Annotated in this window: 9 protein-coding genes; 7 read left to right on the top strand and 2 right to left on the bottom strand. The window is 61.9% G+C overall.

Translation table 11 applies throughout. From position 1 onward, the window contains the following. Positions 1-17 precede the first annotated feature (17 nt). From K9F62_16105 to K9F62_16080, 6 genes are all read left to right on the top strand, one after another. A complete protein-coding gene (locus K9F62_16105) occupies positions 18-2,129 on the top strand; it encodes an acetate--CoA ligase family protein (GenBank protein UJX40211.1) in 2,112 nt (703 codons plus the stop codon). 24 nt (positions 2,130-2,153) lie between these two features. Then, a complete protein-coding gene (locus K9F62_16100) occupies positions 2,154-3,218 on the top strand; it encodes an AAA family ATPase (GenBank protein UJX40210.1) in 1,065 nt (354 codons plus the stop codon). A 150-nt stretch (positions 3,219-3,368) separates the two neighbouring features. Further along, complete coding sequence (locus K9F62_16095; protein UJX40209.1) at positions 3,369-5,000, top strand: lactate permease LctP family transporter; 1,632 nt, start codon at positions 3,369-3,371, stop codon at positions 4,998-5,000. Positions 5,001-5,083: 83 nt separating this feature from the next. Continuing rightward, positions 5,084-5,710, top strand: a complete 627-nt coding sequence (locus K9F62_16090) for a lactate utilization protein (GenBank protein ID UJX40208.1) — start codon at positions 5,084-5,086, stop codon at positions 5,708-5,710. Further along, on the top strand, positions 5,711-7,870 hold the full coding sequence (locus K9F62_16085) for an LUD domain-containing protein (protein ID UJX40207.1): 2,160 nt from the start codon (positions 5,711-5,713) through the stop codon (positions 7,868-7,870). It begins immediately after the preceding gene. Between the two features lie 143 nt (positions 7,871-8,013). Next, positions 8,014-8,925 carry a hypothetical protein gene (locus tag K9F62_16080; protein ID UJX40206.1) on the top strand — a complete coding sequence of 304 codons (912 nt, stop codon included), beginning with the start codon at positions 8,014-8,016 and terminating at the stop codon, positions 8,923-8,925. A 106-nt stretch (positions 8,926-9,031) separates the two neighbouring features. On the opposite strand, the gene K9F62_16075 is transcribed toward K9F62_16080, so the two are convergent. Together K9F62_16075 and K9F62_16070 are read right to left on the bottom strand one after the other, a co-directional pair. Then, positions 9,032-9,982 (bottom strand): IS1595 family transposase, encoded by a 951-nt coding sequence (locus K9F62_16075; GenBank protein UJX40205.1) that lies wholly within the window; start codon positions 9,980-9,982, stop codon positions 9,032-9,034. Positions 9,983-10,138: 156 nt separating this feature from the next. Beyond that, entirely contained in the window at positions 10,139-10,681 is a 543-nt protein-coding gene (locus K9F62_16070) for a hypothetical protein (protein UJX40204.1), read from the bottom strand. Positions 10,682-10,985: 304 nt separating this feature from the next. Between K9F62_16070 and K9F62_16065 the strand changes: the two genes are divergently transcribed. Further along, positions 10,986-12,806 carry a methyl-accepting chemotaxis protein gene (locus tag K9F62_16065; protein ID UJX40203.1) on the top strand — a complete coding sequence of 607 codons (1,821 nt, stop codon included), beginning with the start codon at positions 10,986-10,988 and terminating at the stop codon, positions 12,804-12,806. Positions 12,807-12,845 lie beyond the last annotated feature (39 nt).

Here is a 12,845-nt window from a genome sequence, read left to right as displayed (position 1 = left end):
GCGAGCGAGGTAGCCGAATGAGTTTTAAAGAGAATATCCATGCGCTTTTTGCGCCCAAAACCGTAGCCGTCATCGGCGCGTCCGATAAGCCGGGAAAAGTCGGCCATACGGTGGTGCATAATATGCTGGATGCGGAATTCAAGGGAACATTGATTCCCGTCAATCCCAAATCCGATACAATCCTGGGCCTTCCCGTCACCAAAAGCATCGAGGACCTTCCCGAGGGCCTCGACCTGGCCGTCATCGTCGTCCCTGTGAAGGCGGTCGTGCCTTCCATGGAGGCCCTGGCTGCCCGTAAAGTCCGTTCCGTCATCATCATCACGGCGGGATTCAAGGAAGTCGGCCGCGAAGGCGCGGCCCTCGAACAGCAGCTCATCGAAATCTGCACGAAAAACGACATCGCCATGGTCGGCCCCAACTGCCTGGGCCTTTTAAGCACCCATGACGACAACAACGCCTCCTTTGCCGCCGGCTATCCGAAGAAAGGCTCCATCGCCTTCTTCTCCCAGTCCGGCGCGCTGTGCACCGCCATCCTCGACTGGGCCCTCGGCGAGGAAGTCGGGTTTTCCAAGTTCGTGTCCATGGGCAACATGGCCGTGGTCAACGAAGCCAACATGCTGGAATACCTGCGCACCGACCCGAACACCAAGGTCATCCTGGGCTATATCGAAAACGTCTCCAACGGCGCGGACTTCATCGAGCAGGCGGCCAAGGTCTGCCGGGAAAAGCCCGTCATCATGATCAAGTCCGGCACCACCACCGCCGGCGCCAAGGCGGCCTCCTCCCACACCGGCGCCATCGCCGGTTCGGACGCGGCCTACACCGCCGCCTTCCGCAAGACCGGCGTCATCCGCGCGGGCGACATGGGCACGCTGTTTGATCTGGCCATGGCCTTCTCCACCCAACCCCTGCCCGAAGGCCCCGGGGTGTGCGTGGTCACCAACGCCGGCGGTCCCGGCATTCTGGCCGCCGACGCCATCGAAAAGTCGCAGCTCCTCAACATGGCGCGCCTGTCGGCGAACACCATCGAGCGGTTCAAGGAGTTCCTGCCGCCCTACGCGGCGCTCTACAACCCGGTCGACCTCGTGGGCGACGCCCCGGCCGAGCGCTACCGCAAGGCCCTCGAAGTGGTGGTCGAGGACCCGCAGGTGCACTCGATCCTGATCCTTTTGACCCCGACCGCCTCGGCCCAGATCGTCGAGACGGCCCAGGCCATCATCGACGTGGCCAAAACCACGAAGAAGCCCATCTTCGTCAACTACATGGGCGGCATGCGCACCAAACCCGGCGTGCGCATGCTAAACGACGCCAGCATCCCCTGCTCGGTCTACCCCGAGCCGCTGATCGCCAGCATCGAGACCATGTACAAGTACTACCTCTGGCGGCAGACCCCGGCCCAGGAGTTCCCGGAGATCCGGCGCAACCGCCAGAAGGCGCGCCTCGTCATCAACGAGGCCCGGTCCAAGGGCGCGACCGAAGTGGTCGAGTTCCAGGCCCAGGAAGTGCTTCGCGCCTACAACCTGCCCACCCCCAACACGGTGTTGGCCCGCTCGTCGGACGAGGCCGTGGCCGGCGCGGAAAAGATCGGCTACCCGGTGGTTTTAAAGATCGCCTCGCCGCAGATCTCGCACAAGTCGGACGTGGGCGGCGTCAAGGTGAACCTCACCGACGCCGAGGCCGTGAAAAACGCCTTCTTCGACATCACGGCTCGAGCCCAGCGTATGCGCCCCGAAGCGTATATCGCCGGCTGTCTGGTCCAGGAAATGGCCCCCAAGGGCTGCAAGGAGATCATCATCGGGTTCAAGCGCGACGACCAGTTCGGTCCGCTTCTGATGTTCGGCCTCGGCGGCATCTACGTGGAAATCTTAAAGGACATCGCCTTCCGCCTGGCTCCGCTCGGGCGCGACGACGCCAAGGGGATCATCCGCGAGATCAAGTCGTACATGCTCCTTAAGGGCGTGCGCGGCGAGCCGCCGGTCAACTTCCAGGCCATCGAGGACATCCTGCTCACCATGTCGGAACTGGCTCTGGATTTCCCGGAGATCCAGGAAGCCGAGTTCAACCCGGTGCTGGTCAACGCGGAAAAGGCCGTGGTCGCCGACGTGCGGATCACCCTGAGCGCAAAGTAAGCAGAATCCAGGAGGAACAATCCTATGATCGGTCTCTATATCGGGTCCACGCAGGGATATTCGGGCAAGAACCTCGTCACGCTGGCCCTGGGGCAGCAGTTTCAGCGCGAAGGCAAGACCATCGGCTACATGAAGCCTGTCGGCGCCGTGCCCCACAAGATCAACAACCAGATCGGCGACGAGGACGCCCATTTCATGCAGCAGGCCCTGGGCCTGTCGGAGTCCCCTTCGCTGGTCAGTCCCGTGGTCATCACCCGGGATTTCCATATGCGCGCCTTCCTGGAGGATTGCGCCAACCTGATGCCGGGCATCGTCGACAGCTATAAGAAGCTCTCCGCCGGCAAGGACCTCATGCTGGTCGGCGGTTCGGGCAGCTTCCTGTACTCCGGCAAGTACTGCGGCGTGGACGGCGTATCCGTGGCCAGCGCCATCGGCGCCAAGGTCCTGCTCGTCGACCGCTATATCCAGGAGTACAACTACGACTACCTGGCCGCGGCCAAGGAAGCCCTGGGCGACGACCTGGTCGGCGTCATCCTAAACGACGTGCCCGACCACTTCCGCGAGGAAGCCGAGACGCTGATCGTGCCCTTCCTCAAGCGGCGCGGCGTGGACGTGCTCGGCATCGTGCCTCACGACCCCATCATGTTCGCCGTGCGCGCGGGCGACCTGGCCCATGGCCTCGGCGGCCGCATGATCACCACGGGTGGTCGCACCGACAATCTGGTGGTCAACTTCCTGATCGGCACCATGCAGGTGGAGAACTTCGTCACCTTCTTCAAGCGTCATAAGGACGTGGCCATCCTCTGCGGCGGCGACCGGGCCGACCTGCAACTCGTGGCCCTGGAAGGCGGCTGCGCGGCGCTGATCCTGACCGGCAACCTCTACCCCAACGACATCATCCTGGCCAAGGCCGAGGACAAGGGCGTGCCGGTCATCGTGGTGCGCGACGATACCTTCACCGTGGCCAAGAAAATGGAATTGATTCTGACGCGCGAAAAACTGCGCGACAACTCCCGCATCGAACACGGCTCCAAGCTCGTGTTGCAGGCGCTCAACATGCCTGCTCTCAAAAAGAACCTGGGAATCTAGCGTGTTCCATGCCCGAAGCGCGTCCGTCGCCGGCGCGCTTCGGGCTGGAAACGCATGGCCTACCGTACTGGGCGGTTTCGGCCCGCACCCGCCCTCGGCGACGGGAACGGGAGCGGCTGGTCTCATATCCAAACCAAAGGAGCGAAGAACATGACGTGGGTCCAACAGTACCAACCGCTTGGCAGTGTGGGCCTGTCCGCGCTGGTGGCAGGCATTCCCCTCTACATCCTTTTCTACATGCTGGCCGTCAAACGCATGGCCGGCCACAAGGCCGCCGTGGTGGCCACGGCCCTGGCCGTCATCCTGGCCATCGTGGCCTGGGGCATGCCGGTCGGCCTGGCCATTGACGCAACGCTCTACGGCGCGGCCTTCGGTCTTTTTCCCATCGTCTGGATCGTGGTCACGGCCATCTGGGTCTACAACATGACCGTTGAATCGGGCGAATTCAACATCATCAAAAACTCGCTGGCCCAGATCACCGACGACCGCCGGCTTCAGGCCATTTTCATCGCCTTCGCCTTCGGCTCTTTCATCGAGGGCACGGCCGGTTTCGGCACGCCCGTGGCCATCACCGCCGCCATGCTGGTGGGCCTCGGCTTCAACCCGCTCTACGCCGCCGGCATCTGCCTGATCGCCAACACCGCTCCGGTGGCCTTCGGCGCCATCGGCATTCCCGTCGTGGTCGCGGCCAAGGTCACCGACCTCGACTTGATGAAGATCAGCCAGATCATCGGCCGCCAGTTGCCGTTTCTGTCCGTGATCATTCCGCTTTGGCTGTCGGTCACCATGTGCGGCTTCAAGCGCTCCATGGAAGTCCTGCCCGCCATCATCGTGGCCGGCGTGTGCTTCGCCGGCTCCCAGTTCCTGGTCTCCAACTTTGTCGGCCCCTACCTGCCGGACATCGTCTCGGCCATCATCACCATCATCGGCCTGGGCCTGTTCCTCAAGGTCTGGAAGCCGAAAAACGTCTGGCACTTCCCGGACGAGCCGCCCGCGTCCGACCGCAAGGTCGCCTCGGAATACTCCGGCAGCGAGATCCTGCGCGCCTGGTCGCCCTATATCGTCCTGGCCATCATGGTCTTCCTGTGGGGCCTCGACCCGGTCAAGGTGTTGCTCAAGCCCTTTGGCTTCACCTTCCAGTGGCCCGATTTGCACAACATGGTCATCAAGACCGCACCCATCGTGACCGCCAACACCCCCTATGGCGCGGTGTTCAACGTCAACATCGGCTCCGCCGCCGGCACGGCCATCCTTATCGCCGGCCTGATCGCGGTCCTTTTCATGCCCAATTACGGCTACGGCAAGGCCATCGCCTGCTTTTTCCGCACCATCAAGCAGCTGCGCTACCCCATCCTGACCATCGCCCTGATCCTGGGCCTGGCCTACATCATGAACTACTCGGGCATGAGCTCGTCCATGGGGCTGGCCTTTACCGCCACAGGCGCCTTGTTCCCGTTCTTCTCGCCGATACTCGGCTGGTTGGGCGTCTTCCTGACCGGTTCCGACACCTCGTCCAACGCACTTTTCGGCGCCCTGCAAAAGACCACTGCCCAGCAGATCGGCGTGGACCCGCACCTGTGCGTGGCCGCCAACTCCTCGGGCGGCGTCACCGGCAAGATGATCTCGCCCCAGTCCATTGCCGTGGCCACCGCCGCCACGGACATGGTCGGCCAGGAGGGCAACATCTTCCGCTTCACCCTGGGCCATTCCGTGGCCATGACCCTGTTCGTGTGCGTGCTGACCCTGCTGCAGGCCTATCCCCTGAAATGGATGCTGCCGTAACCACCGCGCAAAGCTTCCCACGTCCCGGCCGGCATCGTCCGTATGTCCGGCCGGGACGTTTCCGCCAGCCAAGAGAGGTTCCCATGCCGACTTCCCTTTCCCTCGTCGACCGTATGCAAGAGAAGGCCGTCCTGGCGGCCGCCGTCGTTTCCAAGGTCGCCTCCATGGACGAGGCCATCGCCTACGTGGCCGACGTGTGCGCCAACAAGGAAGCCTGCCAGATTCTGGCTTCGGGCTGCGCCGAGCCGCTTTCCGACACGGCCGAGGAACTTTGCCGCACCAAGCAGCAGAAAATCGTCTGTGCCCCGGACATGCCGGAAGACGTCGTGGCCAAGCTTGCCGCCCTGTGCGAGGAGCGCGGCATCGCCGTCATCACCAAGGGCATGCGCAAGCGCCTTGGCGGCATCGACATCGCCCTGACCATGGCCGCCGCCGGCATCGCCGAAACCGGCACCATTGTCGTGCGTTCCACCGACGAAGAAGTCCGTCTGGCCACCATGGTGGCCGAGACCCATATCGCCGTGCTGCCGGCCGGAGCCGTCGTCGCCGATTCCTACGACCTCGAGGACCGGATGGCCGAGTGGATGGCCGGGCCGGATTACACGGCGTTTATCACCGGGCCCAGCCGCACCGCCGACATCGAGCGCGTACTGGCCCTTGGCGTGCACGGCCCCCTGGAGCTGCACCTTCTCATCCTGGAGGGCAACTAGATGCAAGACGCCGCCAACCTCAAGGACTACCGCAAGCAGTTGCGGGAAGCCCTGGAAAACGAATTTCAGCGCCAGGCCCTGGACAAGTTCGCCGTGGCCTACCGCACCTCGCGTTCCAACGCCTTCGCCGGCATCGACGCTCCGGAGTTGATTGCCGAGATCGCCGCGGCCAAGGATGCCGCCGTGGACCATCTCCCCGAACTCTTCGAGGAATTCAAGCGCCACGCCGAAGCGGCCGGGACCAAGGTCCACTGGGCCGCCACGGCCCACGACGCCAACGAAATCATTGGTGCCATCGCCAAGGAAAACGGCGTGCGCACCGTGGTCAAGTCCAAGTCCATGACGGCCGAGGAAATCCACCTCAACGACCATCTCGAGGGACAGGGCCTGGAGGTCACCGAAACGGACCTTGGCGAATGGATCATCCAGCTGCGCCACGAAGGCCCCTCCCACATGGTCATGCCCGCCATCCACCTTTCCCGCTACCAGGTGGCCGACCTTTTCACCGAGGTCACCCACAAACAGCAGGACGTGGACATTCAAAAGCTGGTCAAGGTGGCCCGGCGCGAGCTGCGGCCCAAATACTGCCAGGCCGACATGGGCATTTCCGGGGCCAACTTCGCCATCGCCGCCACGGGCTCCATCGGCATCATTACCAACGAGGGCAACGCCCGGCTGACCACCACCCTGCCCCGGGTCCACGTGGCCCTGGCCGGCATCGACAAGTTGGCGCCGACGCTCCACGAGGCGCTTCGCATCATCAAGTGTCTGCCCAAAAACGCCACCGGCCAGGCGATCACCTCCTACGTCACCTGGATCACGGGCGCGGTGCCGGCGGCGAGCGCCAAGGACGGTAAGAAGGTCCACCACGTCGTCTTCCTGGACAACGGCCGCATGGCCATGGCCCGGGACCCGGAATTCAAGCAGGTGCTGCGCTGCATCCGCTGCGGGGCCTGCGCCAACGTCTGCCCCATCTACCGCCTCGTCGGCGGCCACAAGTACGGCCACGTCTACATCGGGGCCATCGGGCTCGTGGCCACCTACTTCTTCCACGGCCGGGAGAAGGCCAGGAATCTGGTGCAAAACTGCCTCAACTGCGGCGCGTGCAAGGCCGTGTGCGCGGCGGGCATCGATCTGCCGACGCTTATCAAGGAGATCCACGCCCGCATCCAGGACGAGGAAGGACATCCGCTCTATTCCAAGGCCGTGGGGCAGGTGCTTAAAAACCGCACGCTCTTCCACACCATGCTCAAATCGGCCCGTCTGGCCCAGAAGCCAGTGACCGGCGGCACGCCGTTTCTGCGCCATCTGCCCATGTTCCTCTTTAAGGACCACGACTTCCGGGCCCTTCCGGCCATCGCCGACACGGCCTTTCGGGAACGCTGGGAAAAAATCCGGCCCCGGGTGGACAAGGCCGACGTCAAGGTGGCGCTCTTCTCGGGCTGCGTGCAGGACTTCGTCTATCCCGAGCAGATGGAGGCGGCCGTGGCCGTCATCGCCAGCCGTCCCGGCGTGGCCATGGACTATCCCATGGGCCAGTCCTGCTGCGGGCTGCCGCTCATGATGCTCGGCGAAAAAAAGGCGGCCAAGGAGCTAGCCGCCCACAACATGAACGCCATCGACGCCCAGGGCTTCGACTACATCGTGACCCTTTGCGCCTCGTGCGCCTCCTACCTCAAGCACGGCTACAAGCGGCTGTTCAAGGACGATCCGGCCATGGCCTTCAAGGCCGCCCAGTTCACGGACCGGGTCATCGACTTCAGTTCCTTCGTCCACGATGTGCTCGGCATGGCGGACGAGTCCTTCGCCGGCCCGGCCAAGGACGTCACCTACCATGCGCCCTGCCACCTGTGCCGGGGACTGGGCGTGACCGAGGCCCCGCGCGCGCTGTTGCGGGACGCCGGGCTCAACTACCTGCCGGCGGCCGAGGAGGATGTGTGCTGTGGGTTTGGCGGCAGCTTCTCGGTCAAGTTCCCGGAGCTGTCCAAGGAACTTCTGCGCAAGAAAATCGACAACCTCAAGGCCACCGGCGCCACGGCCATGGCCACCGACTGCCCGGGCTGCATCATGCAGATTCGCGGCGGCTTCGAGCACGACGGCACGACCTTCGAGGTGCGCCACGTGGCCGAATATCTGGCCGAGCGCCTGAAGCGCAAATAAGGTCCCGCCCGCGAAGACATCACGGAAAGGCCGCGGCGTGTGTCGCGGCCTTTCCTTTTTTTCATGTCCGGCGGGGAGCCTGCGCTTGTCGCCCCGTCGGGGCGGCGGTACAACGCCGCAAAAGCCATCGCCAAGGAGGGCTCATGCCGACCACCCATTGTCTGCCGCGCCGCCGCCGCCTGCCCATCGCATCCTGTCTGGCTCTCATTGCCGCGCTGCTTGCGGCCGTAGCCCTTTCCGGCTGCTCCGGGGACGACCTGCACGACAGGCTGCGCATCCTACACGAAAAACAGCAGCGGATCGAAGCGGTCCGCACCGATCTGCTCCTGGCCGTCAGCGCCGAAAAAAGCGCCCTGATTTCCCCGACCCAGGCCGACGCCAAAGACAATCTGGCCGCAGCCCGCCAAGCCATGGAAAGCCTGGCCAAGGGAATGGAAGCCTTGACGGCATTGATCGGCAAGGACGGCAGTGCCAAGGAAAAAACCGCACTGGCCGCCATTGACGCCGATTTTACGGAAATGGCCCGCATCGACGAGACGTTGCGCGGCCTTGTCGGGCGCAACACCAATCTCCGGGCGGCCGTGGTCTCGCGCACCGAGGCGGCTCTGGCCGTCAGCCGCCTGCAACATGCCCTGACCCCGGTGATCGACGCGGCCTTCTGCCCGGCCAGCCGGGAAGCCCTGCGCATCGTCACCGCCGCCCTGTCCATCCTGTCGCTGCACGCCCAGCACATCGACGAACCGACCACCGCCGGCATGGATACCCTGGAAGCGGCCATGAACCGCCAGGACGCCAAGGCCCGGGCCGGCTTCGACCACCTCTCCGGCCTGCTGCCGCCGGACGCCCAGCAGGAAACCCTGCCCCAGGCCCAGGCCGCCTATGCCGATTTCTGGCACGCCACCCAGGAAGTGATCCGGCTCTCGCGGCTCAATACCAACATCCAGGCGCAGTCGCTGACCGTGGGCCGCAAACGCCTACTGACGGCCAAGGCCCTGTCCGATCTGGCCGCCCTGGAAACCCTGGTGGGACAAGGCGAATTCACCGCCACGCGTTAGCGCGGTGGTGAAGAGCAAGGGGAAGGAGAAAAAGAATGCGAGAGGGGAACCTTTTTTGAAAAAAAGGTTCCCCTCTCGCGCTCTCCCCTCCCAAAAACTTTCCTGGTTACGCACAATCCTCAGCCAGTTTGAGCAGTCTGTAAGGCATGGGCGGCGTCCGCAAGGAGACCCAGGCCAACCGCGTGAGCATTGTCGCCAAGTCATAACGGCGATTGAATCGATATCCGAACGAGGCCAGATAGCGCGACACATGTTTGCCTCTCACGGCACGATATGTTCCCAATAATGCTGACTTCACATTGCCAAGCATGGTGTTGACCCACTTAAATACTGAGTCCTGCACAGCCTTGCGGCCACTGTCTTGAACGGGTTCGTGCCGACAGCCCGCAGCCTGGACCTCGGAAAAACATGGCAACCGGTCCGTCACCACCAATGTCCCGGAACGCAAGATTTTCTGAGATGCCCGCTGCACCTCATTACGCCGAAAACCTTTGACTCGGCACAGCTTCATCTTGTGTGGTTGTCCACTTTTTGTCGTTTCAACTGCCGCAATAAACGGAATTTTTCCTGGGGCACCACGTCCACGTTTCCCACCACGTCGTTTACCGCCAAGGTAAGCATCGTCCATCTCTACGCGGCCGGTGAGACGTTGCTGGTGTTCACGTTCGAGCATGACCTGCATCAGCTTGTGAGACATTTTCCAGGCCGTCGTTTGCGTGACACCAAGTCTGCGGGCTAATTCGACACTGGAGATGCCGCCCTTGCTTTGAGTGAGGTGATAAATGGCGCGGAACCACTTCTTGAGGGGAACTTTGGTGGAAGCGAAGATTGTGCCAGCGGTCACCGAAGTCTGCGTACGGCAATGTGAGCACTGAAAGAGCCGTCGCCTGCCAACAATAAGCAGCGAGTACTTATCCCTGCCGCAAATTGGACAAACGAATCCTTCGGGCCAACGCCATTGCACGAGGTGTGCCCAGCATTTCTCCTCGGTGCCGAATTGCGCCTCAAACGCATCTTCGCTCATACCCTTCTGGAATTGCACAATGTTTCTTGCCATATCCAGCGCCTCCAACCCCCAGAAAATACACAAAACAATGACCGCTGACAATTAGCTGATGATTGTGTGTAAGCAGGAAAACTTTTAACGATAGAATATAGTTACTATCCAATTATTAAAAGTCTTGGGAAAGGGGGGCCGGGGGAAAACCTTTCTTCAGAAAGGTTTTCCCCCGGTATCTTTAGCCACGGCCTCGCTTTTGGGGCAGGAAGCGCGCAGATGGCACATGGCGCAGCCCCCGGCGTAGGGATCGTGGGTCATGACGGCGTATTGAACGCTGACGCTGCCGGCGTCGTTCCAGACCAGCCCCAGCCGCTCCAGGCGGCGTTTGAGATCGCGGTCGGGCGTGGGCAACGGCGCGCAGAAACCGGCCTCGATTTCCGGCACGCATTGCGCCGCCGCGCCCATGACCATGGACACGGCCAGATTGTGCAGGGCGAAGCCTTCCGACGGCGAACGCGTCCAGGCTTCCTCGACCATGCCTTCGGCCACGGGTTCCAGAAAAAAAAGCACCACTCCCCGACGCGCGCCGGGAGCCGAGAACCGGTAGCCTTTCAGGTGCTCCTTGAAAGCGTCCCAATGCTCAAGGCACAGGTCGCACTGCGCTTGCTCCACCTTGGCCGCCCCGGAAACCTTGAGAAACAAGAAAAGATCGAACTCCGGATTGGGATCGAGCTTTTCCATGTTGATCTTGCCCAAACTCTCCTCCCCTATCGAATTCGCCCGGATGTAGCCCAGTAAGGCCGCAACCTCAAGACCTGATCGGGCAAAGGCCAGCCGCGTAGCGTCAGTGCAACCATCTTCGGCAAGGTATCCCTCTTGCTTTCACAGTTATTTTGTTCTAACATGTGACGTGGAATTATCTCTTCCGCCTGGATGTTGTTTTGCCAGGGCGGCTTCGTTCCCGCAGGAGTTCCACCGTGAACAGGCCTGCCAAGCCTACGGAAGTCGCAGGTTGTTTGGCGCACCCGCGCAATGCCACTTGACAATGCCAGGAGGAACCATGCGCTCAAAAATACGCCTCTCGACGAAGCTCGTCCTTTCTTTCGGTTTACTGATAATATTGCTCATTTTTAGCAATGTCACGGCCATATATCTCCTATCAAACACCAATTCCAAGATCATAGACCTCTCAGAAAATTGGCTTCCAAGTGTGGATGCCATCTCAAATATCCAAAATTCAATTGATACTTTATACCGGACGGAATTGATGCACATTCTTTCCACCGACAAGGCCAGTATAGAAAAATACGATGCAATGATAGTTTCCATTGATAAAGAAATGAGTGGTTACATTGCAACGTACGAAAAACTCATCAGTTCAGACAATGAGCGCAGCATCTTCAACCAATTTGAAAAGGATTTTTCCCAGTATAAAACAGTAGCCACACGTCTCCTGGACCTCTCGCGCCAAAATGAAAATGAAAAAGCGAAAACACTGGCCGAAGGAGAATCTCAAGAGCTTTTTGCCAAAGTGACCGAGGAGATGGGCAAGCTCGTCAAGATCAATAAGGAAGGCGCCAAGGCTTCGGCCATCGCCGGCAACACGGCTTACATCCAGGGCCGCACCATGCTCATCATACTTGCGATCGCCTCCACGCTGATCGGCCTGGCCGTATGCGCCGTGATCATACGCGGCGTTTCGCGCCAGCTCGGCGAGGACCCGGCCTATCTGTACGAAGTGGCCAGCCGCATCGCGGCCGGCGAGATGGATATTCGCTTCAACGACCACACGGGCGACGGCGGGGTCTTCGCCGTGCTCAAGCAGATGGTGGAGAACCTGAAGCTGAAGATCGCGGAAGCGGACGGAAAGACGGCCGAAGCGGCCGAGGAAGCCCAAAAGGCCCATCAAGCCACCGAAGCCGCCGACAAAGCCCGTCTCGAGGCCGAAAACGCCAAGGCCGAAGGCATGTTGCAGGCGGCCCAGCGCCTGTCCTCGGTGGTCGATATTCTCTCCTCGGCCTCGCAGCAGCTTTCGGCCCAGGTCGAGCAATCCAGCCAGGGCGCGGAAGACCAGTCGCGACGGCTGGGCGAGACGGCCACGGCCATGGAGGAAATGAATGCCACGGTGCTGGAAGTGGCCAAAAACGCTTCCCAGGCCGCAGAAACCTCGGCTCAGGCCCGGGGCAAGGCCGAGGACGGCTCGAACGCCGTAAGCCAAATGGTCGCCTTCATGGAACAGATCAACACCAATTCCCGCCAATCCCTGGAAGACATGGGCATTTTGGGCAAGCAGGCGGAAAACATCGGCCAGATTTTAAACGTCATTTCCGACATCGCCGACCAGACCAACCTGCTGGCCCTCAATGCCGCCATTGAGGCGGCTCGGGCCGGCGAGGCCGGACGCGGCTTCGCCGTGGTCGCCGACGAGGTGAGAAAGCTCGCCGAAAAGACCATGACCGCCACCAAGGAAGTCGGCGAGGCCATCGGCGGCATCCAATCCGGCACCCGCAAAAACTACGACAACGTGGCCCAGTCGGTCGATGCCATCGGCGAGGCCACCACCCTGGCCGGCAAGTCCGGGGAGATGCTGCACGAGATCGTCAGCCTGGTCGACGCCAGCGCCGATCAGGTCCGCTCCATCGCCACGGCCTCGGAACAACAGTCCTCGGCCAGCGAGGAAATCAACCGCTCGGTCGAGGAGGTCAACCGCATCGCCTCGGAAACCATGGATGCCCTGCGCCAGTCCTCCCAGGCCGTGGGTGAGTTGGCCCAGCAAGCCCAGGAACTCAACACCATGGTCCAGGAGATGCAAGGATCGGGCGGCGCGGGCACAGGCCCCAAGTCCCTGCCCCACGCCGGCCGCCGCCGCGCTCTGACATAAGGAGTGAGAAGAGGGAAGAGAATGCGAGAGGGGAAACCC

Source organism: Desulfovibrio sp. JY, assembly GCA_021730285.1.
Lineage (GTDB): Bacteria > Desulfobacterota > Desulfovibrionia > Desulfovibrionales > Desulfovibrionaceae > Solidesulfovibrio.
Note: the sequence above shows the minus strand (reverse complement) of the source record. Positions and strands in the feature narration are given on the sequence as shown.